Annotated in this window: 21 protein-coding genes, 1 tRNA gene and 1 other RNA gene; 12 read left to right on the forward strand and 11 right to left on the reverse strand. The window is 70.1% G+C overall.

All coding sequences use genetic code 11. The features are described from left to right. The first annotated feature begins 46 nt into the window (after nt 1-46). From QM708_RS09645 to QM708_RS09655, 3 genes are all read left to right on the forward strand, one after another. On the forward strand, nt 47-403 hold the full coding sequence (locus tag QM708_RS09645; RefSeq protein WP_415107414.1) for a VOC family protein: 357 nt from the start codon (nt 47-49) through the stop codon (nt 401-403). Between the two features lie 152 nt (nt 404-555). Then, nucleotides 556-813 carry a hypothetical protein gene (locus tag QM708_RS09650; protein WP_415107416.1) on the forward strand — a complete coding sequence of 86 codons (258 nt, stop codon included), beginning with the start codon at nt 556-558 and terminating at the stop codon, nt 811-813. A 3-nt stretch (nt 814-816) separates the two neighbouring features. Next, entirely contained in the window at nt 817-1,200 is a 384-nt protein-coding gene (locus QM708_RS09655) for a PIN domain-containing protein (RefSeq protein WP_415107419.1), read from the forward strand. A 28-nt stretch (nt 1,201-1,228) separates the two neighbouring features. Here the strand turns inward: QM708_RS09655 and QM708_RS09660 are convergent, their stop codons facing one another. Further along, nucleotides 1,229-2,428, reverse strand: coding sequence for a Fic family protein (locus tag QM708_RS09660; protein ID WP_415107422.1), 1,200 nt, complete (start codon nt 2,426-2,428; stop codon nt 1,229-1,231). A gap of 232 nt (nt 2,429-2,660) precedes the next feature. Beyond that, nucleotides 2,661-2,748 (reverse strand) — tRNA-Ser (locus tag QM708_RS09665). Between the two features lie 168 nt (nt 2,749-2,916). Here QM708_RS09665 and QM708_RS09670 point away from each other — a divergent pair. The 8 genes from QM708_RS09670 (at nt 2,917) to QM708_RS09705 (ending at nt 11,615) form a co-directional block, all read left to right on the forward strand. Further along, entirely contained in the window at nt 2,917-3,741 is an 825-nt protein-coding gene (locus QM708_RS09670; RefSeq protein WP_415107425.1) for a carbon-nitrogen hydrolase family protein, read from the forward strand. 40 nt (nt 3,742-3,781) lie between these two features. Continuing rightward, an RNA gene (ffs, locus tag QM708_RS09675) (signal recognition particle sRNA small type) lies at nt 3,782-3,878 on the forward strand. Nucleotides 3,879-3,977: 99 nt separating this feature from the next. Further along, nucleotides 3,978-6,776 (forward strand): DNA polymerase III subunit gamma and tau, encoded by a 2,799-nt coding sequence (locus QM708_RS09680; RefSeq protein ID WP_415111371.1) that lies wholly within the window; start codon nt 3,978-3,980, stop codon nt 6,774-6,776. A 143-nt stretch (nt 6,777-6,919) separates the two neighbouring features. Beyond that, nucleotides 6,920-7,243, forward strand: coding sequence for a YbaB/EbfC family nucleoid-associated protein (locus QM708_RS09685; protein ID WP_415107428.1), 324 nt, complete (start codon nt 6,920-6,922; stop codon nt 7,241-7,243). A 10-nt stretch (nt 7,244-7,253) separates the two neighbouring features. Next, on the forward strand, nt 7,254-7,853 hold the full coding sequence (gene recR, locus QM708_RS09690) for a recombination mediator RecR (protein WP_415107431.1): 600 nt from the start codon (nt 7,254-7,256) through the stop codon (nt 7,851-7,853). 58 nt (nt 7,854-7,911) lie between these two features. Further along, nucleotides 7,912-8,727: an HAD-IIB family hydrolase gene (locus QM708_RS09695; protein ID WP_415107434.1), complete on the forward strand. Its 816-nt coding sequence runs from the start codon at nt 7,912-7,914 to the stop codon at nt 8,725-8,727. A 61-nt stretch (nt 8,728-8,788) separates the two neighbouring features. Further along, the gene (locus tag QM708_RS09700) at nt 8,789-9,760 is read left to right on the forward strand and encodes a zinc-binding dehydrogenase (protein WP_415107437.1); all 972 of its coding nucleotides are present in this window, start codon (nt 8,789-8,791) and stop codon (nt 9,758-9,760) included. A gap of 52 nt (nt 9,761-9,812) precedes the next feature. Continuing rightward, complete coding sequence (locus tag QM708_RS09705; protein ID WP_415107440.1) at nt 9,813-11,615, forward strand: SIP domain-containing protein; 1,803 nt, start codon at nt 9,813-9,815, stop codon at nt 11,613-11,615. On the opposite strand, the gene QM708_RS09710 is transcribed toward QM708_RS09705, so the two are convergent. The 3 genes from QM708_RS09710 to QM708_RS09720 all read right to left on the reverse strand — a co-directional run bounded on the left by QM708_RS09710 (nt 11,603) and on the right by QM708_RS09720 (nt 13,802). Further along, a complete protein-coding gene (locus tag QM708_RS09710; RefSeq protein ID WP_415107443.1) occupies nt 11,603-12,973 on the reverse strand; it encodes an alpha/beta hydrolase in 1,371 nt (456 codons plus the stop codon). The genes QM708_RS09705 and QM708_RS09710 overlap by 13 nt on opposite strands. Before the next feature lie 365 nt (nt 12,974-13,338). After that, a complete protein-coding gene (locus tag QM708_RS09715; protein WP_415107446.1) occupies nt 13,339-13,617 on the reverse strand; it encodes a hypothetical protein in 279 nt (92 codons plus the stop codon). 11 nt (nt 13,618-13,628) lie between these two features. Further along, the gene (locus tag QM708_RS09720) at nt 13,629-13,802 is read right to left on the reverse strand and encodes a hypothetical protein (RefSeq protein WP_415107449.1); all 174 of its coding nucleotides are present in this window, start codon (nt 13,800-13,802) and stop codon (nt 13,629-13,631) included. A 223-nt stretch (nt 13,803-14,025) separates the two neighbouring features. Here QM708_RS09720 and ileS point away from each other — a divergent pair, with 223 nt between their 5' ends. Then, nucleotides 14,026-17,169: an isoleucine--tRNA ligase gene (gene ileS, locus QM708_RS09725; protein ID WP_415107452.1), complete on the forward strand. Its 3,144-nt coding sequence runs from the start codon at nt 14,026-14,028 to the stop codon at nt 17,167-17,169. Here ileS and QM708_RS09730 read toward each other — a convergent pair. The 6 genes from QM708_RS09730 to QM708_RS09755 all read right to left on the reverse strand — a co-directional run bounded on the left by QM708_RS09730 (nt 17,166) and on the right by QM708_RS09755 (nt 23,872). Further along, nucleotides 17,166-18,128: a hypothetical protein gene (locus QM708_RS09730; protein ID WP_415107455.1), complete on the reverse strand. Its 963-nt coding sequence runs from the start codon at nt 18,126-18,128 to the stop codon at nt 17,166-17,168. The genes ileS and QM708_RS09730 overlap by 4 nt on opposite strands. Continuing rightward, complete coding sequence (locus QM708_RS09735; protein WP_415107458.1) at nt 18,125-20,161, reverse strand: acyltransferase family protein; 2,037 nt, start codon at nt 20,159-20,161, stop codon at nt 18,125-18,127. The genes QM708_RS09730 and QM708_RS09735 overlap by 4 nt, the downstream gene beginning before the upstream one ends. A 142-nt stretch (nt 20,162-20,303) precedes the next feature. Next, nucleotides 20,304-20,513: an aldo/keto reductase gene (locus QM708_RS09740; RefSeq protein ID WP_415111374.1), complete on the reverse strand. Its 210-nt coding sequence runs from the start codon at nt 20,511-20,513 to the stop codon at nt 20,304-20,306. Further along, entirely contained in the window at nt 20,426-21,259 is an 834-nt protein-coding gene (locus QM708_RS09745; RefSeq protein WP_415107460.1) for an aldo/keto reductase, read from the reverse strand. The genes QM708_RS09740 and QM708_RS09745 overlap by 88 nt, the downstream gene beginning before the upstream one ends. An 83-nt stretch (nt 21,260-21,342) precedes the next feature. Further along, nucleotides 21,343-22,143, reverse strand: a complete 801-nt coding sequence (locus tag QM708_RS09750) for a sugar phosphate isomerase/epimerase family protein (protein ID WP_415107463.1) — start codon at nt 22,141-22,143, stop codon at nt 21,343-21,345. Nucleotide 22,144: 1 nt separating this feature from the next. After that, on the reverse strand, nt 22,145-23,872 hold the full coding sequence (locus QM708_RS09755) for an FAD-dependent oxidoreductase (RefSeq protein WP_415107466.1): 1,728 nt from the start codon (nt 23,870-23,872) through the stop codon (nt 22,145-22,147). Nucleotides 23,873-23,976 lie beyond the last annotated feature (104 nt).

The following is a 23,976-nucleotide window of genomic DNA, read 5'->3' on the forward strand; positions in this document are numbered from 1 at the left end:
ACCGGAGCCGGTTCGCCGGTCGAACGGAACGAGAGGACGAGAGCGCATGAAGACGACTTTCCGAGGGGTGTTCCTCACCGGTGCCGATCCCGCAGCGACCGCGCGGTTCTACCGCGAGGTGGCCGGGTTGCCGCTGGAACAGGCCGGCGGAGATGGCTACACCTACTGGCGGCTGGACCGCGACGGTATGCAACTCGCCATCCACGACGCGCAGGCGTTCGCCGACTATGCCTACCCGCCCAACCGCGGCTCCAACCTCACCCACCTCTACTTCACGATCGAGGACCGCGAGGCCTTCGTCGTCCAGCTGAACGATCTCGGGATCGAACCGCTCACCGTCGACGATGTCGTGGTCACCGTGGTCGATCCGGACGGCCGAGAGGTCATGTTCGGCACGGCATAAGGCGTAGGGGCTGTATCGAGCCAAGGTCCGGCGTTCTGAGCTCTTCCCCCGAGGGTTTCTTCGGGGTGGGCCCGGCACGCAGCCAGACGAGCGGCCGAGTGTGTCTGGCAGTTGTCCTACCATCTGTCCTACCTGACGGGTAGAGTGGGTCCATGACACGGGTGAAGCGGTCGATTTCGTTGGCGGGCGACCTCGCGGCGCAGATCGAGGCTGCGGCGGCGGCGGCGGACACCTCGGTGAGCGCGTGGTTGGCCGAGAGTGCCGCTCATCGTCTGCGGATGGAGGCCGGGCGCAGGGCGTTTGCCGAGTGGGAAGCCGAGAACGGTGTTCTGACCGAACAAGAACGTCGCGATGCCAGCTTGCGCGTTGATCGCATGCTCGGCCTCGGCGAGGCGCGGCAGAGCGCCTGAAGCATGGGTGTCGTCTATGACGCTGGCGCGCTGCTGGCTGGAGAACGCAATGATCGCCGCATGTGGGCGGTGCACGCCGAACTGCTTGCTCGCGATATCGCCCCCACCGTTCCGGCGCCGGTGTTGGCGCAGGCGTGGCGCGGTGGTGCGCGGCAGGCGTCGTTGGCCCGCATGCTGCGGCTGTGTGAGGTCGAAGCAATGACCGAGGACCACGCGCGCGAGGTGGGGGGCTTGTTGGGCGCCTCGGGCACGTCTGGCGTTGTCGACGCTGCGGTCGTGGCGACAGCCCGCCGTCAGCAGGCGACAGCGATCTTGACCTCCGATCCCGGCGATCTGCAGCGGATCGCGGACGCGCTCGGCTTCAACGTGACTCTCGAGGTGGTCTGATGCCTGACCTACGATCGCGGGTCCTTCTCTACTGCTTGAGAAGAACGTCCAAGACTCGTGGTGCGTGGAATCGTCGGCCGTACACACGCTCGTCATAGGCGGCGAGGATGCCGTGGTGGACGAGAGAGTCGATGAGTTTCTTGGCGCCGGCGTTGCCGATGCCCAGCGTTTTGGCCGCTTGGGCGACAGTGAAGGTGGGTTGGCCGACGGCGAAGTCGACGAGCAGCCGCGCATTTCCGGTCCGGATCGGTGTCGACTGAAGGTGCTCCTTCAGTTCGGTCTGGACTGCGGCTAGAGCCAGCATCCTTCTGTGTGCGGCCTCGGCCGATTCCGCCAGACCCTGTGCGAAGAACTCGACCCAGGTCGACCAGTCGCCATCGGTCGAGACACCGAGCAGGGCGTCGTAGTACTCCGTCCGCCGTGCCTCGAACCACGTCGATACCGAGAGGGTGGGCTCGGTCAGGACGCCGGACGCGTACAACTGCAGGACGATCAGCAGCCGCCCGAGGCGTCCGTTACCGTCGTGGAACGGGTGAAGGGCTTCGAACCCGTAGTGCCCCATTGCCGCTGCTACGACCGGATCGATCCGGCCGCCGTGATCGGCCTGCATCCAGGCGATCAGGTCCCGCAGTCTCGCTTCAAGGTCGGCTCCCGGAGGGGGTGGCACGTAGCGTGCCGCCTTGATCGGGATCTCGCTCGGCGGCGTGCCCTCTCGGCGCCCGATCACCACTTGGACCGGGCGGACCTGTCCGGAGTGTTCCCGCTCCGATGGGGTTCCTCGCACGAGGACGCCTTGCAGACTGGCCAGACCAGGCATGCTCCAGCGACGTCCCTCCTCCGCCCAGCTGAAGGCGGCCTCGGCCACGATCACGTAGTTGAGGACTTCTCGAAGCGAGGGGTCTTGCACATCATCTGAGTCGGCGGCCAAGACGCGGGCCAACGGTTCGTAGGTGCCTTCGAGTGCGGCGGTCGACTGGGCCTCCAAGCGCAGTGCGGAACTCCTGAACAACCTCGGATTCGGCAACCGCTGGGCGGTGGCGTCCAGGGCTGCCAGAGCCGCGCGCGCGTCGCCGACGTACCGGTACGCCCGGCCGCTCAGCTCTGGGCTGTCGTCCGGGAGCGGGTTGGGAAGGAAGGCCCAGTGTTCCCACGTGTTGCCACCAGGAAGTGAGCCGCTGATCGGAACAAGGGTGCCGAACGGCGCCTTCTGGAACAGTTGGACGTCCACAATGCAACACTACTGGCCGTTGTGGAAACTTTCATCGATGTGATTGATCCAGATTCGAGTGATCGGTCGCCGCAGCGCCGCCCAAGACTGGGCCCGGTGGCCTCGGCTACGTCAGAGCCCTGCGAGGTCGTCCGGCAGGAGGCCCGTGTCGTTTGCCCGGCCAGGTCCGTGGGTGCCTCTGAACGCGAACGAACTCCCGATGTTTCCATCGGGAGTTCGAGTAGCGCTCATATGGCGGAGGATACGAGATTCGAACTCGTGAGGGCGTGAACCCAACCCGGTTTCCAACCGAGCGCCATAGGCCTCTAGGCGAATCCTCCGCCGGAGATGCTACCCGATGACCCTCGCGGGGCCCAATCGGGTGCCCGGGGCTGTGCTCGTCCGGGCCCGGATCGTGCGGGCGCGCGGCGTGTGGGGGTGAGGTCACGAAGGGGTCGCGTGTGGCGCGTCGCGTTGACGCATGCGGGATCAGCACGTCGAATGGACCCATGCGGATCGCAGTGTCCCAGGTGGTCTCCGGGGTCGCCCCCGGGGGCAACCTTGACCTGATCCGTGACTGTACGCGGCGCGCCAAGGACGCCGGTGCCGAGTTGGTGGTGTTCCCCGAGGCGACCATGGCGAGCTTCGCCACCCGCTCCGCGGAGGTGGCCGAGCCTCTCGACGGGGAGTGGGCGAACGGCGTCCTCACGGTGGCGCGCGAACTCGAGATGACCATCGTCGCCGGCATGTTCACCCCCGCGCGCGAGGCCGCGGGAGGCAGGCCCCGCGCCCGCAACACCCTTCTGGTGGCGGACGCCTCCGGCGTGGTCGCGCACTACGACAAGATGCATCTGTTCGAGGCGTGGGGGTTCGAGGAGTCCCGGCACATCGAGGCCGGCGACCGTCCGGTCACCTTCACCTGCGGCGGGATCACCTTCGGCCTGGCCACCTGTTACGAGGTGCGCTTTCCTGAACTGTTCAAATATCTCGCGTTGGCGGGAGCCCAGGTCGTGCTGGTGGCGGCGTCCTGGATGAGAGGGGAAAGGAAAATCGACCAGTGGCGTGCGCTCACGGTGGCGCGCGCGCTCGACTCCACCTGTTATATCGTCGCCGCCGGGCAGGGTGACCCTGCCACCGTGGGCTTGACCGTCAAGCCCGATTCCCCGACCGGGGTTGGCCACAGCGTCGTGGTCAGCCCCTTGGGAGACATTCTCGCCGAGGCCGACGCAGCCCCGGCCCTGTTGATCGCCGATCTCGACCCGGCCGTCGTCGCGGACGCCCGCGCCCGGCTGCCGGTGCTGGCCACCTCGCGGTTCACGATCGCGGCGCCCTGACCCGATCTGCGCACGGGCGGGCCGGTCGGGTATGGTGTTCTCCGGGTCCCCGCGCGGTGGTACCTCGCCCAACTCCCCCAGGGCCGGAAGGCAGCAAGGGTAAGTGAGCTCTGTCAGGTGCGCGGGGGCCCTTGCGCGTCCGCTGCCCGCGCAGCCGGCGGAGAATTTTGTCAGAGGGGTCGAGTAGTGTTCTTGACGTGGCAGATGACGTACCCGAGGGCCTGTTCGACGACGAGATGAGTCTCGCCGCCGAGCCGCTGGGCGCCTTCGCGCAGGCTGGTCCTGACCTGTTCGGCCTGGAGCCTGACGAACTGATCCTGCCTTCCGAACCGGTGCCCACTCCTGATCCGGAGATGGAGATTGACCTCGACGAGATGAGCGAGATCCCGATCGACCCCGATGAGGATTCCGACGATGATCCGGACGCCGATGCTCTCGTGGGTCCTGGCGCTGGTGCGGACGGTCTGATCGGCGGTGCCTCCCCGACGGTTCCCGAACCTGGGGAAACCCTGGTGCCCGAGCCGGCGGAAGCGCTGGTGCCCGAGCCGGCCGCGTTCGCGCCGGAGGACGCGGCGTCCGCTTTTCTTCCGCCGTCGGCACCGCATCGGGCGCCGCAGCGCAACCGGCCGGACGCTCCGCTGGCGCTGTACCGCCGCTACCGTCCCGACACGTTCGCCGAGGTGATCGGGCAGGAGCACGTCACCGATCCGTTGCAGCGGGCGCTCACCAATAACAAGGTGAGCCACGCGTACCTGTTCAGTGGTCCGCGCGGCTGCGGCAAGACGACCTCGGCGCGCATCCTGGCGCGCTGCCTCAACTGCGAGCAGGGGCCGACGCCGAACCCGTGCGGCGTGTGCCAGTCGTGCCGCGATCTGGCCCGCGGCGGCGGGGGAAGCATTGACGTCATCGAGATCGACGCCGCTAGTCACGGCGGTGTGGACGAGGCGCGCGACCTGCGCGAGCGCGCGTTCTTCGCGCCCGTGCACAGCCGCTACAAGATCTACATCATCGACGAGGCCCACATGGTCACCAACGCGGGCTTCAACGCTCTGCTGAAGGTGGTCGAGGAGCCTCCGGCGCACGTGAAGTTCATCTTCGCGACGACCGAGCCCGAGAAGGTCATCGGCACGATCCGCTCGCGCACGCATCACTACCCGTTCCGGCTGGTGCCGCCGCGCACGCTGACCTCGTATCTGGCCCAACTCTGCGAAGCTGAGGGCGTCTCGGTCGATCCGTCGGTGCTGCCGTTGGTGGTCCGGGCGGGCGCCGGATCGGTGCGCGACTCGCTGTCCGTGCTCGATCAGCTTCTGGGCGGGGCGGACGCCGGCGGCGTCAGCTACCGGCATGCCACCCGGCTGCTCGGCTACACGCCCGACTCGCTGCTCGACGAGGTGATGGACGCCTTCGCCGCCGGCGACGCCCAGGCGGTGTTCGCGTGCATCGACAAGGTCGTCGAAGTTGGGCAGGATCCGCGCCGCTTCGGCGAAGACCTGCTGCGCCGCCTGCGCGACCTGATCATCGTCGCCGCGGTGCCGGACGCGCTCACCTCCGGCCTGGTCGATGTGGCCGCCGATCAGGCGGAACGGCTGTCCACGCAGGCCTCGGCGATGGGGGCCGGCGAACTGACCCGGGCCGCCGAGGTGATCGCCAAGGGCCTCACCGACATGCGCGGCACCACCGCGCCCCGCCTGCACCTGGAACTCATGTGCGCCCGCGTGCTGCTGCCGGGCGCCGACGTTGACGACCGCGGCGTGCACGCACGCCTCGACCGCATCGAACGCCGCCTGCAAATGGTGGTGGGCACCGGGCCGTCCGCACCGTCGCCCGACCGGATCGAACCCGCCGGCCCGGACGCGCCACCCGCGCCGGATCGCCCGCGCGCCACACGTCCCGCACCGCGGCCGGTGCCGGAGCAGGCCCCTATGCCCGATCGTCCCGACGCTCAGCGTCCCGAGCCACGGCCCGTGCCTGAGCAGGCATTCGGGCAGCGCCCATCCGACACACCGTCTCCGGCGTCCGGGGATCTGCCCGCGGAGCGCCGCTCGGTCGCGCCCCAGGAGCCCCCTGCGGGGCGGCCAGGAGAAACCGGGCAGTACCCGGCCGGTCGCGAGCAGGAGGCCGCACCCGCAAGGCCGCCCGTCGCTGATCCGTGGGCTCAGCCTTGGCCGGACGCGCCGGCCGGAGCGTCGCCGGCGCCCGCCGCATCGGCGGCTCGTCCTGAGCCCTCGGGGGGTGCACCGCGCCCTGAGGCGTCCGCTCGGCCGTCGCAGCCGGAGCGGCAGCAGGCGGCTCCCCGTGCGACATCCCAGCCGACGGAGCGGCAGGCGCGGGCGGCGTCCGACCCCTCGGTGCTGTCGACCGCGCAACTGCGGGCCGAGTGGCCGAGCGTGCTGGAGCGCATCAAGGGGCGCCGTCGGGTTACCTGGATCGTCGTGCGCGAGAACGCGGTCGTCCACGACTATGCCGGCGACGTGCTGACCCTCGCCTTCAACAACCCGGGCGCACGCGAGAGCTTCGCGCGGGGCGGGCACGACGCCATCCTGCGCGAGGTGCTCCGTGAGGCGTTCGGGGTCGCGGCCACCGTGCGGGCCATCGACAACGCGGAGGCCGCTCCCGTGGTGGCCACGCCGGCCTTCGACGCGCCGCCCGCCCCGGCCGCCGCCTCCCGGCCCGGCGAGCCGCCCGCCCCGCGCCGGTTCGGCGACGATCCCGGGTGGGGCGACCCGTATGCCGGGCAGTCGGCGGCGATGCCACCGGAGGATCCGTATGCTCCCGCGCCCAGCGGAACACGTCCGGACGCCGGGTGCGGCCCCGCGCCGGCGCCGCACGCCGAAGGATCTGCCGAGGCCGCGCGCGCGATCGCGCGGGCGCGCGCCAACGTCCAGCCCACCCAGATCGGGGTCGGCGACGACGAGGACGAGGCGGGGGAGTCGCTCGACGATGTCGACCTCGATCAAGGCGTCGTGAACGTCGATGAACTGCTGATCAAACACCTCGGCGCGGAACTGATCGGGGAAGAAGAACCCGAGCGGTAGTCGGTGAAGAAGAGAGGCCGCGCGGTAATCGGCGAACGAGGGGGCCGCGCGGCAACGGAGGACCGGCTCGCGCACGGTGAGCCCGCCGCCGCGAGCAGGACCCCCTCGCCTACGATGGGCCAGACGACGTGAAGGAGGACGCCATGTCCCTGTTCGGCACCGAAGGTGGCGGGTTCGACATGAACGCGCTGCTGCAGCAAGCCCAAGCGATGCAGGAGCAGATGGTCAACGCGCAGCAGCAGTTGGCCGCCACCAGGGTGACCGGTTCGGCGGGCGGCGACCTGGTGAAGGTCGTCATGACCGGCTCCGGCGATCTCACGCAGGTGCTCATCGACCCGTCCGTCATCGACCCTGACGACACCGAGACGCTCGGCGACCTGATCGTGGCCGCCGTCCGTGACGCACAGAACCAGATCCAGGCGCTGGCCAGCGCCGCCATGCCGCAAGTCCCCGGCATGCCGTTCTGATCGGAAACGCGTGTACGAAGGCCCCATCCAGACCCTGATCGACGAGCTCGGACGCCTGCCCGGCGTCGGCCCCAAGAGCGCGCAGCGGATCGCATTCCACCTGCTCAACGCCGACCGCGACGACGTCGACCGCCTGGCGGACGCCCTGCGCGAGGTCGCCGACAAGGTGAAGTTCTGCGACATCTGCTTCAACGTGTCCGAAGAGACCACCTGCCGGATCTGCCGCGACCCGCGCCGCGACCAGTCGCTGATCTGCGTCGTCGAGGAATCCAAGGACGTCGCCGCCATCGAGCGCACCCGCGAATACCGCGGGCTGTATCACGTGCTCGGCGGCGCGATCAGCCCGATCGACCATGTCGGCCCCGAAGACCTGCACATCGCGCCGCTGCTGCGGCGGCTCTCCGGCCCGGTCGTCACCGAAGTCATCCTCGCCACCGACCCCAACGTCGAGGGCGAGGCCACGGCCACCTACCTCACCCGCCTGCTCGCCGCGACCGGCATCGTCGTGTCGCGGCTCGCCTCGGGCCTGCCTGTGGGCGGCGACCTGGAATACGCCGACGAGGTCACCCTCGGCCGCGCCTTCTCCGGACGCCGCCGGGTCGGCGTGTAGGACGCCGCCCCCACACTCTCAACGAAACGGCCCGCACGGGCCCGGAAAGGAAGGCCCGGTGGCCATCCGGCTCATCGCCACGGACCTGGACGGCACCACCGTCCGCAGCGACCATCGCACCATCTCCCCACGCACCCGCGCGGCCTTCGCCGCCGCCCGCGATGCTGGCATCGCCGTCGTCGCCATCTCGGGACGCCAGCCCTACTCGATCGGCGCGCTGGTCGCCGGCACCGCGCTGGAGGGCCCGATCATCGGCAGCAACGGCGCGGTCGGCGTCGACCTGCGCGACCGCTCGTTGCTGTTCGAGGAGATGATCGAGGTGGACGCCCAACGGGCGCTCGCCGAACGGCTGGTGGACGCGTTCCCCGGCGTCCGGATCGTGTCGGTCCGCGACGGCGGCAACACCTACGTCGGGCAGTACGGCTACGTCGGCCAGCGGGATCCCGGCGCCGAGCACACGCTGTGGGCGGTCGACTACCTCGAGGCGTCCCTCGACGAAGTGCTGGCGGCGCCCTCGCTCAAGCTGGTGATCAGCGATCCCGAGGTGACACCCGACCAGCTTCTGGAGGTCAGCCGCTCGTGGGGGATCCCGGGCGTCCACCCGACGATCTCCGGGGCACCGTTCCTCGAGGTAGCGCGTGAGGGCGTGTCGAAGGCGAGCGCGCTGGCCCGGTTGGCGCACGGCCTGGGCATCGATCCGGGCGAGGCGGTCGCCTTCGGTGACAACACCAACGACGTCGAAATGCTGGAATGGGCCGGCCTCGGTGTCGCGATGGGCAATGCCACCGGTCCCGCGCTCGCGGCCGCCGATGAGGTCACCCTCGACAATGACGCCGACGGCGTCGCGGTGGTCATCGAACGCCTGCTCGGCTGAGCGCGCGGCGTCCTCGGGAGAGTCGGCGCGAACGAAGGCCCGGGTGCGTAGGGTGGACGCCATGCGCGCCGTGTTCGTCGAAGAAGCCAACCCGTCCGATCCGCTGGCGGCCCTGGTCGTCGGTGAGCGACCCGAACCCGAACCCGCCGAGGGCTGGGTGCGCGTTCGGGTCGAGGCGGCCGCGGTCAACCATCACGACGTCTGGTCGCTGCGCGGCGTGGGACTGCCCGCCGACCGGATGCCGATGATTCTGGGCACGGACGCCGCAGGCGTCACCGAGGACGGCCGTGAGGTGATCGTGCACGCGGTGATCACCTCGCCGGGATGGACCGGTGAGGAGACTCTCGACCCGCGCCGCTCGCTGCTGTCGGAACTGCACCAGGGCACCCTCGCCGAATGGGTGACCGTGCCGTCCGGCAACCTGGTCGACAAGCCCGCCTCGCTGTCGTTCGCGGAGGCGTCCTGCGTGCCCACCGCCTACCTGACCGCCTATCGCATGCTCACCCGTGACTCGGGCCTGACCGGTCCTGGCACCGTGCTGGTGCAGGGAGCTTCCGGCGGCGTGGCGTCGGCGGCGATCCAGCTGGCGAAGGCGCTCGGCCATCGGGTGTGGGCGACCGCCCGTACGGACGCCAAGCGCGCCTTTGCCGTGGAACTCGGCGCTGACCAGGCCTTCGAGCCGGGCGCACGTCTTCCCGAGCGCGTCGATCTGGTGGTCGAGACCGTGGGCGAGGCGACCTGGTCGCATTCGCTGAAGTCGCTGCGCCCCGGCGGCACCGTCGTGGTCTGCGGCGCCACCTCGGGCGCCAATCCGCCCGCCGACCTGAACCGGGTGTTCTTCCTGCAGTTGCGCGTGATCGGCTCGACGATGGGCAACCGTGCCGAGTTGGCCGAACTGCTCGACCTGCTGGAGCGCACCGGCGTCCGGCCCCGCATTGATCGGGTGACCGGCTTCGACGGCATCGCCGGCGCGATCGCCGACCTGGAGGCGGGCCGTGTGCTCGGCAAGGTGGTGCTGACCCCGCAGGCATAGCCACTAGGGTGACCTGAATTCTGCTCTTGCTCCCTGACTCTGGAGACGCTTCATGCTGCAATCGATCCGTCCGGCGACCGTCTTCGGCATCACGACGCGCCGGTTGCAGGTGATCCGGGCCGTGGATGTCACGCCGGGGATGCGGCGTGTGACGCTGGGTGGTCCCGGTCTGGCGGCGCATGCGGCGCCGAATGGGAATCCGGTGGCGGCGTTCCGGTCGGAGGGGTTCGATGACGAGTTCAAGGTGATCCTGCCCAACCCGCAGACCGGTGAACTGCTCGTACCCGCGCAGGGCGAAGGTACGCTCGACTGGCCGCGTGAGGCGTTCGGGAACACCCGCACCTACACGATCCGCCGTTGGGATCCCGAGGCGGGCGAGCTCGACCTGGACGTGGTGAAGCACGGTTCCGGCCCCGGGACCACCTGGGCCTACAGCTGCCGTCCCGGTGACGACATCCACATCGCCGGGCCCAAGGTGAGTTCCGGTCATCCGCCGGCGCGGTGGGTGCTGATCGCCGGCGACGAGACCGCGCTGCCCGCGATCGGCCGCTGGCTTGAGGAGATGCCGGCCGAGAGCGTCGCCGAGGTGTTCATCGAGGTCGCCGACGCCACCCGGATTCAGGATCTGGCCGCCCCGTCCGGCGCGCGGATCACCTGGCTGACCCGTGACGGCGCGCCCGCCGGGACCACCACATGGCTGTTCGATGCGCTCCGCGCGGCTCCCTGGCACGGCGACGACGTCTACGCCTGGGTGGCCGGCGAGGCCATCACGCTCGCCCCGATCCGGCGCTGGCTCCGGCAGGAGAAGGGCCTGCCGAAGGAACGCGTCGAGGTCACCGGCTACTGGCGCCGTGCCGGGAACGCCGACGGAGCGGCCGAGGTATCGGCACCCGAAGAAGATCCCGAGGACTACCTGCACGAGCTGCTCGAGATCGTGCCCGGCATCGCGATACGGACGGCCTCCACGCTCGGGCTGCTCAATGCGCTGACCGCCGGGCCGACGTCGGCGTCCGCGCTCGCCGCCCGGCTCGGCCTGCATGCCGGAGCCACCGCGCGCCTGCTCGCCTACCTGGCCGCACTCGACCTGACCGAGGCCGAGGGCGGATCGTGGCGACTCACGCCGACCGGGGTCATGCTGACCGATGAGGACGCCGCCGAAAGCCTCGACCTGACGAGTTTCGAGGGCCGCAGCCTCCTCGGCATCGTCGGCCTGCCGGACGCCGTGCGCACCGGCGCCTCCGGCTACCACGCCGCGTTCGGCGCGCCGTTTACGGACGTCGTTCGCGCCGCCGAGCCGGAGCGTCTGCATGACGTGCGCGCCCGGGTGATCGCCGAGCCGCTCGCGCGGTCGTCGCTGATCACGGGGCTGCGCGAACTGCGCCTGGCCGGCCCCGGCGTGCTCGATGTCGGCGCCGTGCTGGCGCGCACCCTGCCGGAGTTGTCGCTGATCCTGCTGGTCACCCCGTCGCAGAAGGCCTTGGTCGAGGCCGAGCCCTGGGTGGACGGGAACCGGATCCGCGTCGAAGTCGGCGGCCTGCTGGATGCCCGCCCGGTCACGTCGGAGGCGTTCCTGCTGCTCAACCCGCTCGTCGACCTGCCCGACGCGGACGCCGCGCACGTGCTGGCTCAGGCGGCAGCATCCACCGGCGACCGATCGGTGCTGCTCATCGATCGCCCGCTGGGCGAGGACGCCGGCGAGCACGAACGCGAACAGGACCTGATCGCCCTCGCAACGACGGGTGGTGCGGTGCGCACCGAGGCTGCCACCGATGCGTTGGCCGAGGACGCCGGCCTACATCTGGTCGCGCGCGAAACCATCGGGTGGGGCCTCCGGTTGCGCCGCTACGCCTGCTGAACCGCCGTTTGCGGGCGGAACCGGTCGGCCAGGGTGTTGATCAGGTTGGCGCGCCAGACGGCCCAGTCATGGCCGGCCTCGAAACCCGTGGTGCGCACGGTGCGGTGCCCGAGGCGTTGATCCGCCCGTAAGGAAGCCTCCAAGGCTTGGGCGGTGGGAAGCATGGCGCCCTCGCAGGTGCCCGCCTGGAGTTCGAGCGAACGCCAGCGTGGTTCGTTCAACAACGGCTCGGCGATATCGAAGCGCCACAGCGACGCCGATTGGGCGATCGCGTGCTGCACCTCACCCTCCGATAGCGCGAGTGTCCAGAGCGAGGCCATCCCGCCGAGGCTTTGGCCGCTGACCAGGGTGGAATCACCGCTCGGGTCGACCGCCCAGTTCGCACGCACACGCGGCAGCAGGTGGTCGATCACGGTATCGACCTGGCCGCCCGGAACACCGGTCTTGGCCCAGCGGTGGTCGCGGTCGCGCGAGTCCAGCAAGGCGACATGCAGCGGCGGCAGATGACCGGCGGCGATGACGATGTCGAGGATCTCGGGTAGTCCGACGCCCTTCCACACCTGACCGTCGAACAGCACCAGCAAGGGTGTCGGCGCCTCGACCTGGCCGGGGGAGTAGACCCAGGCCCGCTCGCCGTCGGGGAGCGTCAGCTCATCGAGGCGTGAGGAAGCCGGAGCGGGCCTCTCCGTGCTCACCCGCCACAACTCGACCGGAGCGAGCGGGCCCGCGCCGATCGAGGATTCCTGTCCCCAGGAACCACGGATCGTGTGGACGCCGCGGGGATCTGGCAGGCCGGGATCGCGGGCGGCGAGGATCACATTGCGGCGCCCGACCGCGGTGCGCCACGGTGGTGGGCCCTCCTCGTACCAGGACGCGATGCGGTAGGAGGCGCGCAGCGCGGACGACAACCGCAGGCAGATGGTCCACAGGTCGGAGCCCGGAAGCCGGGTGAACTCGGCCTCGCGGGCATCGCGGAAGTCGAACACGGGGTTGACCCACAACACGATGGCCCGGGCGTCGGCGTCTTCGATCACCCAGGTCCATAGGCTGCGCTCCGAGTCGTCTGGATCGGGTTCGATATGCGGATTGGGCCGCTCCAGCGCCTCCTGCGCGAGCAGGGAATGCCGCTCAGATTCGACGAGATGGTCGCCGTCTCCGGCGGCGCCCGTGATGACACTGCTTTGCGCGCCAGGTTCGTTCCCCTTGCGCCAGGCGGCTTCGAGGGGCCCGACCACGCGCTGCACACGAGGTTCGTCGGTGCGTGGCGCCGCGCGGCGCTCCTGGTGCGGAACTCCGTGCCGGTCACGCCATTCGCGCAATGGGCGCCCACCACCGGGCACGCGGGAGTTCTCGGTCATCGTCTTCCTTCATTCCGGGCCGCCCGGATGGTGGGTGTCGCAGGCCTCGGCCGATCACCGGCCAGGCGACGATCACTGTAGTCCGGCGTCGGAGACCGGGGAGAGGCGAAGGTCTGGAACCGCTGATGCGCGTTGTCCATGGTGTTCCCTCGCCGGAGACCGGGGAGAGGTGAACGTCCGGAACCGCACAGGATCCGGGGGCTCCAGCCCCGAGGGTGGATCGCCGATCTGCGACGAGTACCCGGAGGCGCCACACCGGTCTCCCCGGTCCGGAGAGTAAATCACTGCACTCAACCAGCGAGAGCATCAGAAAACATCAGTCCCACTGAGTTTTTTCGGCGCCCCACGATTTTGAGTGCAGTGATTTACTCTCCACCCTCGTCGCAGCGGTCCAACTGTTCGCGCAGTTGCCCGATCTGAGCCTCGAACAGGCCTCGGCGCTCGGGAGTGAGGTAGTCCAGAGGCTGCCAGCGCAGGTTTTCGGCTTCCTCCTCGCTGCACCCGATCGCGCGGGCGAGCCGAGCGGTGACGTCACCCTGCTCGGCGGACGCCAGCGCGGCCACGACCGGCCGCGGGTCGGCGTTCACGCGCAGAAGCAGTTCGAACTCGGCGATGCGTGACCGGAGCCGTTCGCGTTCGCCCATCTCATTCCCTTTCACCCGAAGACTCCGCTCAACGCCAGGAAGCCGATCGCGAAACCCACCAAGACCACCAGCAGGGGCACGATCGCGACGGGGCGGATGTCGCGGGGGACCTTACGCAAGATGAGGATCGACCCGACCACGGCGGCCACGCCGGCGAGCATCAGTACCGCGAGCAGTCCGTCCACGCCAGCCTCCCGATTTCCGCACCGTTGACGACCTTCCTACACTAGAAGGGTCGCAAGGCGATGATGGGGCCATCACCCCGGAGCTGCCGGAAGAACGGATCGATGATCTCACTAGAACCGGCCGCGGCGAGCAAGAGAGGGGTGCGCGAGCGCCCAAGAAGGGTGGTACCGCGGGGCCGTAAGCCTCGTCCCTTCGTCCGCCGATCAGACGAAGAGGGATGACATGACCACCCAGCCCGGGTACAACGCCGTCGCACCGCAGGTCGACCTGCCCGCGATGGAGCACGACGTGCTCGACTTCTGGCGCGACAATGACACGTTCGCCGCCTCGCTCGCCCAGACCGCCGACGGCCCGCGCTGGACCTTCTACGAGGGCCCGCCGACCGCGAACGGCATGCCGGGCACCCACCACATCGAGGCCCGCGCCTTCAAGGACGTCTTCCCGAGGTTCAAGACCATGCAGGGCTTCCGGGTCGACCGCAAGGCCGGCTGGGACTGCCATGGCCTGCCCGTCGAGCTCGCCGTCGAGAAGGATCTCGGCTTTTCCGGCAAGGCCGACATCGAGGCCTATGGCGTCGAGGCGTTCAACGAGCGCTGCCGCACCTCGGTGAGCCGGCACGTCGACCAGTGGACCGAGCTGACCACCCGGATGGGCTACTGGGTCAACATGGACGACGCCTACGAGACCATGTCGACCGAGTACGTGCAGTCGGTGTGGTGGTCGCTGAAGCAGATTCATTCCAAGGGACTGCTGGTCGAGGATTACCGGGTTGCCCCCTACTGCCCGCGTTGTGGCACCACGCTGTCGGATCACGAGCTGGCCCAGGGCTACGAGGACGTCACCGACCCCAGCGTGTACGTGCGGTTCCCGCTCACCTCCGGCCCGCTCGCCGGCAAGGCCGACCTGCTGGTGTGGACGACGACGCCGTGGACGCTGGTCTCCAACACCGCCGTTGCCGCCCACCCTGATGTCACCTACGTGGTCGCCCACCGCGGCGACGACACCCTGGTGGTGGCCGAACCGCTCGCCGAGAAGGTGCTCGGTGACGGCTGGAAGCTCGGCCCGAGCTTCCTCGGCAAGCAGCTCGAAGGGTGGCGCTATCAGCGTCCGTTCGACCTGATCGAGTTCCCTGACGTCGTCGGCGGCACCCATTACGTCGTGCTCGCCGAGTATGTCACCACCGAGGACGGCACCGGCCTGGTGCATCAGGCGCCCGCCTTCGGTGAGGACGACATGCTCATCTGCCGGGCCTACGGCCTGCCGATGGTGAACCCGATCCGCCCCGACGGCACCTTCGAGGCCGAGGTGCCGCTGGTGGGCGGGCAGTTCTTCAAGACCGCCGACAAGGCGCTGGTCGCCGACCTGACCGAGCGCGGCCTGCTGTTCCGCCTGCTCGACTACGAACACAGCTACCCGCACTGCTGGCGCTGCCACACCGCGCTGCTCTACTACGCGCAGCCGAGCTGGTACATCCGCACCACGGCGATCAAGGACGCCCTGCTGCGCGAGAACGAGGCCACCAACTGGTACCCCGATCACATCAAGCACGGCCGCTACGGCGACTGGCTGAAGAACAACATCGACTGGGCGTTGTCCCGCAAGCGCTATTGGGGGACGCCGCTGCCGATCTGGCGCAACGACGCCGACCCGTCGAAGATGGTGTGCATCGGCTCGCTCGCCGAGCTGGGCGAGCTGGCCGGGCGCGACCTGTCCGGGCTCGACCCGCACCGTCCGTTCATCGATGACATCACCTTCACCAAGCCGGGTGACGAGGGCGTCTACCACCGGGTGCCCGAGGTGATCGACGCCTGGTACGACTCGGGTTCGATGCCGTTCGCGCAGTGGGGTTACCCGTGGGCCGAGGGCTCGCAGGAGAAGTTCGAGGCCGCCTTCCCGGCCGACTTCATCTGTGAGGCGATCGACCAGACTCGCGGCTGGTTCTACTCGCAGATGGCGGTCAGCACGCTGGTGTTCGACCAGTCCGACTTCCGCAATGTGCTCTGCCTGGGCCACATCCTTGCCGAGGACGGCCGCAAGATGTCGAAGCATCTGGGCAACATCCTGGCGCCGATCCCGCTGATGGACACCCATGGCGCGGACGCCGTCCGCTGGTTCATGGTGGCCGGCGGGTCGCCGTGGGCGTCGCGGCGGGTGGGGCACACCACCATCAACGAGACGGTCCGCAAGGTGCTGTTGACCTTCTGGAACTCGGTGAGCTTCCAGTCGCTGTACGCCCGCACCAATGGGTGGACGCCCTCCGGCGCGGCTCCGGCGGTGGCCGAGCGCCCGGTGATGGACCGCTGGCTGGTCGCGCAGCGCAATGCGCTGGTTGCGCAGGTGACCGACGCCCTGGAGAACTTCGACACCCAGCGCGCCGGCACGCTGCTGGCCGACTTCGTCGACGACCTGTCCAACTGGTACGTGCGCCGTTCGCGCCGCCGCTTCTGGGACGGCCAGCCGGCCGCACTGTGGACGCTGCACGAGACCATCGAGGTGGTCACCCGGCTGATGGCGCCGATGGCACCCTTCCTGACCGAGCAGGTCTGGCAGGACCTGATCGTCGCCGCCGTTCCCGGCGCGCCCGCCTCGGTGCATCTCGCGTCCTGGCCGGTGGTCGACGAGGCACACCTGGACGCCGGCCTGATCGAGTCGATGACGCTGACCCGCCGCCTGGTCGAACTCGGCCGCGGCGCCCGCTCGGAGGCCGCGGTGAAGACCCGCCAGCCGCTGAAGCGCCTGCTGGTGCCCGGGTCGTCCTTCGCCCGCCTGGATGCTGAGCTGATCGCCGAGATCGCCGCCGAGCTGAACGTGGGTGCGGTCGAGTCGTTCGCCTCGGCCGGCGACCTGGTCGACTACTCGGCCAAGGGCAACTTCCGTGCGCTCGGCAAGCGCTTCGGCAAGGACACCCCGAAGGTGGCCGCCGCGATCGCGTCCGCGGACGCCGCCGCCCTGGCCGCCGCGCTGGCCGCCGACGGTGAGGCGACGGTCGACTTCGCCGGCGGCACGGTGGTGTCGGCCGAAGAGGTGCTGATCAGCGAGCGTCCGCGCGAGGGCTGGTCGGTGGTCAACGAGCAGGGCGAGACGGTCGCGCTCGACCTGGAGCTGACCCCCGAGTTGGTCCGCGCCGGCCTGGTCCGTGACGTGGTCCGTCTGGTGCAGGAGCAGCGCAAGAGTTCCGGCCTGGAGGTCTCCGACCGGATCGCGCTCACCTGGGCGGCGTCCGGCGAACTCGCCGAGGCCTTGCGCGAGGCGTCCGGTTTCCTGGCCGGCGAGGTGCTGGCCACCTCGGTCGCCGAGGGCGAGCCGTCCGGCGACGTGGTGACCGACGACGAGCTGGGGCTGCGCTTCTCCCTGATCAAGGCTTAGCCGGTCAGGGCCGCGCGGGCCTCGGGGCTGACCAGCATCGCGCGCGCGTCGTGACCGACGCCCGGCACCACGGTGAGTGGCTGCCGGGCGTCGATCGCTTCGCCGAACGCCTCGATCAGGTGGCGGTGGTAGTTGACGGCCCGGTCGCCCCGGTTGGAGCCTTGGGCCATGGCGCCGCAGGAGCGGTCCATGGACAGTGACCGCGGATCGTTATCGTTGGTGCCGATGAAGTAGCGCACGTCCCGGGTGGCATAGCGGGCACGGATGGTGTCGGCGTCCGACTCGGCGGCGTAGCCGTAGCGCTCATCGAGCCCGTAGCGCCACCGGTTCGCCTCGCGGCAGGGATCGCTGGTGGGCCGGTCGGGGGTGAACCACAGGTAGCTGGACGGGTTGACGACCACGTAACGGTGCGCCGCGCGCGGCGACACCGAGGCGTACCGGTTGACGAACTGCCCGCCCCCGGAGAATCCGACCAGGGTGACCTTGCGGTCGCCGACCGCCTCGATGAGGTCGTCCATCACCTGGTAGGAGGAGGCTCCGGTGCTGGAGGCGTCGCCCGCGGGCCAGCCGCGCGCGTCCCAGACGTGCCCGCCCGGTGCGGCGTCCAGCCAGGTGGAGAACACGGGCGCGATCACCGCGACGGTGGGCGCCTCCCCGGACGCCTCGCCGCCGAGCGCCTCGGTCACCGAGGCGAGCATGCCGCAGGCGTTGCGGTCCATGCCGTGCACGGCGACCACCACGCGGGTGACCGAGGCCGGCCATTCCTCCAGCGGACGGTGCGCGCAGTAGCCGATCGCGCTGCCGGTGAGGATCATCACGTGCTTGCGGGCGTCCGATGCCGCCGTCGGCGCAGGCAGCACGCCGGACGAACAACCGGTCAGCAGCAAGGCCATGGCCACCAGGACGCCGAGCGCGCCGCGCCGGCCTGCACGGCGACGCGCCGGATGCCGCCCGGTCATGAGCCGACCTCGCGGTCCCAGGCGTCGGTGAACACCTCGGCGAGCGTCTCGACGTAAGCGCGGGAGAGATGATTCGTGTCCATATAGACGTAAGTGTTGCCGATGACGGCCGGACACACCGAAACCTCGCCGGGTGGACAGAACCAATCGCTGAAATCCAGGTAGTGCTGGTGGGGCAGATCGGCGAGTGCTCCCCGCGGCCAGGACTCGGCCAGTTTGTCCGAGCGCAGGGCGAAACAGCGTGGATCGTCGGTGCCGTAGCGCTGGGCGCACTCGGGCATGTCGCGGGGCCAACGCGGGTTGTCGCGGATGTTCACGATCTCGAGGCCGGCTTCGGCGAGGGGGGCGATCGCTTCGGCCCACCCCCAGTCGTCGTGTTCGGGCGCGTCGGCGCGCGTCGAGGAACCGGTGCTCACCACGAAGTCGGGGCGGATCCGCAGCAACCAGTCGATCGCCTCCCGGGTGTACTCGGGGCATCCCTCCGCCTCGCTCGGTGAGCCGACTCGGCAGGCGGGCCGCACGTAGGCGATGACCCGCCAGTCGCGTTCCTGGGCGAGCGGGATGATCGCCGTGAGCCACTGGTAGGCGTGCGAGTCACCCACGATGGCCACCGTCCCGACCGGGACGTCGACCTCCTCCTCGTAGACCACGCACCAGCCCAGCTCGGGTTTCGGCGGCTGCTCGGGTCGGGCCGGGTCGCAGGGCTCGTACTGCACCGGCCAGTCCCGGGTGACGCCGATGTCGCCCGGCGCGATGCCGCGCACCGGCGTGGGCGAGGCCGCGCCGGGGGTCGGTGCGTCGCCGGTGGCCAGGATGCGGGCGCCCGGGCGCTGTTCGGGCGGCAGGTCGGCGATGGCCCGGTCCTCCCGCTCGACCAGCGACGAGACCCCGGCCACCGTGGACGCCGCGATCAGCGCCGACACCCCGATCGCGGCGGCGGCGTACGGCAGCGAGGTCAGCTTCGGGATCTGGTGGAACCGGCGCTCGACCAGCCGCGTCGAGGCGTCCGCCAGCAGCAGCGAGATTGCGAGCACGACGGCCGAGGTGGCCCAGCCGGTGTGCGGGTCGCTGTTGGAGGTGATCACCAGCGCGAACACGTAGACGGGCCAGTGCCACAGGTAGAGCGCGTAGGCGCGGTTGGCCACGAAGGTGAGCGGACGCCGCGCCAGCCACGCCGACGCGTGCCCGCGGTCGTCGGGGTGGTTGCCGGCCAGGATGACCAGCGCCGCGGCGAGCAGCGGCGGGACGGCCGCGAACGAGGGGAAGGAGCCGCGGCCCCAGACCAGGCCGCTGGCCAGCAGCAGGAACAGTCCCGCCCACGACATCACCCGCGACATGCGCCGCGACAGCGTGAAGGCGGGCAGCAGCGCCACCAGGGCCGCCGCGGTGAACTCCCAGGTGCGGGCCCGCGTGTCGAAGTACGCCGCCGTCGGGCTCACCTGCACCAGGTGGGTGGCCCAGGCGAACGACACCACGCTGGCCAGGCCGAGGGTGACCGCCAGGGTGCGCCGCAGCGGGATCGAGAAACGGCGCTCGATCATCGCCGCGGCCACGAACAGCACTGGCAGCAGCACGAAGAACTGGCCCTGCAGCGACAGGCTCCAGAAGTGCTGGAACGGGTTGAGATGCTGCGGATCGGGCACCATGTAGTTGGCGGAGTCGTCGATGAGCTGCCAGTTCTCCCGGTACAGCAGGGACGCCCACGCGTGGGTGAACAGGTTCTCGTAGCGGGTCGGCGGCAGCACCCACCAGCCCACCGCGAGCGTCGTCGCCAGCACCAGTGCGGCCAGCGGCACCAGCCGGCGGAAGCGCTGCACCAGGAAGTCGATCAGCGTGAACGAGGTTCCCTTGCGGACGAAGCTCGCCGTCATCAGGAACGCCGAGATGAACAAGAACACATCCACGCCGCCCGACACGCGTCCGGCCGTCCACAGGTGGTAGGCGACCACCAGCCCGATCGCCAGCCCGCGCAGGCCGTGGATGTCGCCGCGGAACCCCTCGCGCGGGGCGCGCGGAGCGGACTCAGGCGGCATGACGGCCTCGCAGATGGTCGGGGGAAGGACGCCTCATTCTACGGGGGCTCCCTGTGACGCCCCGCCGGGCGTCCTCCGCCATGCTCCCGGTGACCGTTGACGCGTCCCCCGACGCGGCGGGGCGGTCGGGCCGAGGACGCCGTCAGCCGGCCGGCGCGAACAGCGCGTCCAGCGCGGCGAGCAGATCCTCGCTCAGCCTCACCGCCGCGGCGGCGACGTTCTGCGTCACCTGCTCGGTGCGGGTGGCGCCGGCGATCACGCTGGTCACCGCCTCGCGGGACAGCAGCCAGCCGATCGCGGCCTGCAGCGGGGTGACACCGGCCTGGTCGCACAGGGCGCGGTAGGCGTCCAGCTGCTCCCAGTCGACACCGGTGAGCTTGGCGCCGTCGCCGAGGCTGACCGGCCCTGGCCCGCGCCCGCGGCGTACTTGCCGGTCAGCAGGCCGGCGCCGAGCGGGTAGAACGGGAAGAAGCCGAGGCCTAGCTCGGTGACGGCCGGCAGCACTTCGGCCTCGACGCCACGGCGCAGCAGCGAGTACTCGTCCTGGGCCGAGACGAACCGGACGAAGCCGTGCTCGGCGCTGACCGCGTCCGCCTCACGGATCTGTGCCGGGGTGAAGTTGGAGTGCCCGACGTGGCGCACCTTGCCCGCCTGCACCAGTTCGGTGAGGACGCCGAGGGTCTCGGCGATCGGAGTGCCGGGGTCGGGCTCGTGCATCTGCAGCAGGTCGATGCGGTCGGTGCGCAGCCGGCGCAGCGATCCCTCGACGGCGTTGCGGACGTAGGTCGCGCCGCCGAACGGGCCCCAGTCTGCGCCACCAGAGACCTCCGAGCGGGAGTGCCCGAACTTGGTGGCGAGCACCACCTGGTCGCGGCGGCCCTCCAGCGCCCGGCCGAGGAACTCCTCGCTGCGGCCCTGGGGCACCCCGTAGATGTCGGCGCCGTCGAAGAAGGTGATCCCGGCGTCCACGGCGGCATGGATCACCTTCTCGCTGCCTTCGTAGGACTCGGTGGCCGAGCCGACGCGGGAGAAGTTGTTGCAGCCCATCCCGATCACGCTGACGAGCAGGTCCGAGGTGCCGATGCGGCGCTGTTCCATCGCTTCTTCCTTTTCTCGCGCGGTGGGGGAGACGGGTTCCGGTGGCGGGGCCGCGCAGGGATCCCCGCCACCGGACATGCAATCTACGGTAGGGACCGCCGCAAGGACGCCAGCGCGGCGACGCAGCGCTCGGCGAGCGGCAGCTCCCGCACCGGCGCCTCAACGCCGAGCGCGAGGCCCTCGGGCAGGGCGCGCACGAAGTCGGTCAGGGGCAGATCCCCGTCGCCGGGGAACCGGCGTCCGGCCCGTGCCTCGGCCAGGGCGTCCGCCGTGCTGGCCGGCGCCGGCTCCGCGATCGTGTCGCACAGCTGCGCGTAGGCCAGCAGCGCCGGGTCGAGGGCGGCCAGGTCGGCCGCGCTGCCGCCGGAGCGGGCCAGGTGCAGCGAGTCCGGCAGCACCACGGCCGGGCCCTCGATCTGCCGCACCAGCGCGACCGCGTCGGCCAGCGTCCTGATCTCGGTGAAGATCATGAACTCCACCGCCAGGGTCAGGCCCCGCTCGGCGGCCGCCGGCGCCAGCACGTTCAGCCGGTCCAGGCGCCGGCCGGCGTCCGGATCGTTGACGTTGACCAGCACGTAGCGGGCACCCAGTTCGTGCCCGGCGTCCAGGATCGACAACTGCTCGGTGAGCGTCTTGTCCTCACGCAGCCGGAGCACCTCGATGTCCCAGCAGGTCAGGCCGGTGTCGGCGAGGCGGCGCTTGGTCTCGCGCATCATCGGGGTGTCCCCGATCAGCGGCCAGGCCGGTTCGTCGCCGGCCGGGAACACCCGCACGCCGATCGCGTCGAAGCCCGCCTGCGCGGCCGCGACGACCGTGTCGGGTGGTGGGGCGTCCAGGACGGTCAGCGCCGACAGCGCCAGCGGGCCGCGGGTGGAGGCGTCCACCTCAGGCCTCCCGTCCCGCCGCGTGGTGCCCGATGATGTAGCCGAAGATCATGCCCGCGCCCACCTGGCAGCCGCCGCCGGGGTACTGGATGCCGAAGACCTGCTGGGCGTCCGAACCGCACGCGTACAGGCCGTCGATCGGCTCGCCCTCGGGGGTGACGCACTGGCCGTGGGTGTTGATCGCCAGGCCGCGCCCGGTCGACAGCGGCGTCGGGTAGACGGCCATCGCGTAGTAGGGGGCCTTCAGCAGCGGGCCGAGGTTGACGTTCGGGCTGACCCGCGGGTCGCCGTACTGCGGGCTGTAGGGGCTCTCGCCCTTGCCGAACTCGGTGTCGCGCCCGGTCGCGCAGTCGTCGTTGTAGCGGGTCACGGTCTGCTCCAGCCCGTCGGCGTCCACGCCGATCTTGGCGGCCAGTTCGCGCAGGGTGTCGGCGCGGTAGAGGTAGCCGTTCTTCAGCCAGTGCTTGAGCAGCGGCGCCGGGGTGGCCGGGTAGATCATGCCCAGGCCGTAGTCGGTCATGTGCTTCTGGTCGGCGACCAGCCAGGCCGGAACGGTCGGGACGCCCGCCTCGTCCGATTCGTACATGGCGCGCACGAAGTGGTTGTAGGAGCGGGCCTCGTCGGTGAACCGCTTACCGGCCGCGTTGACGGCGATCATGCCGGGCTTGGCCCGGTCCCAGATGTGCGGGAACACCGCCTGCGAGCCGTCGGGACGGTAGCCGACCGAGCTCGGGAACCACAGGGCGCCGTTCTCCTCGGCCGGGCCCATCGTGCCACCGACCGATTCGGCCAACTCGATGGTGTCGCCGGTGCAGGATTCGGCCGCCGCCGTGTACTGGGCGGCGGGCTGGCGCAGGTACTTGTTGCGGTACTTCGAGGACGCCGGGAAGCCGCCGGCGGCGAGCACGACGCCCCGGGTGGCCTTGATCCGGCGCGGCAGGCCCAGGTACTCGACCACGGCGCCGCTCACTCGGCCGTCTTCGGTGATCAGCTCGGTGGTGTTCGCGTTGAGCCAGATCGTGCCGCCCCGCTTGGCGAACTGGTGGTACAGGTTCGCGATCAGGGCGTTGCCCATCACCATCCGGGTGCCGCGCGGCCAGCCGAGCGCCAGGTCGGCCGTCCAGCGGACGCCCAACGGCAGCGCGGTGGTGACCACCTGCCCCCGCTCCAAGCCCTTGCCGTCGAACAGGTGCAGCAGCTTGGAGACCTCCTTGCGGCGCACCATCAGGGAGCCGCCGAACAGGGCGAACTCGGGCACCGGGCCGCGCAGGTGCGAGAACATCTTCTTGCCCAGCTTCTTGCCCTCGAACGGCTCGGGTTCGAGGGCGCGGTAGCCGCGTCCGGACCCTTCGAGCTCGGGGTAGTAGTCGACGAAGCCGGGGAAGGGGATCCATCGGATGCCCAGCTTCTCCATGTAGTCGATCATCTTGGGCCCCTGGCGCAGATAGGCCATCCACATGTCCTTGGGGCCGCGGTCGCCGACGAGGGCGTCCAGGTAGGTCTCGGCCTTGCTCAGGTCGTCGGCGATGCCCGCCTCCTCGACGTACTTGCTGCCGGGCACCCAGCAGGTGCCGGCCGAGTGGCAGGTGGTGCCGCCGAAGTACTCCGACTTCTCCAGCAGCAGGACGCGCAGCCCCTCGTTGGTCGCGGTGAGTGCCGTGCTGAGGCCGGCGGCGCCGGTGCCCAGGACGACCAGATCGTAGGTCTCGTTGAAGTTGTTGTCGCTCATTTCGACTTCCTTGTCGCGTCGCCAGGGTTGGCTGATGTGCTGTTTCCAGGCTAGACCTCAATCTATGAACGGTCTAGTACGTACAGCTGGTGAAACGGGGTTTT

Origin of the sequence: Propioniciclava sp. (genome assembly GCF_047602245.1) — a bacterium.
In the GTDB taxonomy this organism is placed as follows: domain Bacteria; phylum Actinomycetota; class Actinomycetes; order Propionibacteriales; family Propionibacteriaceae; genus Propioniciclava.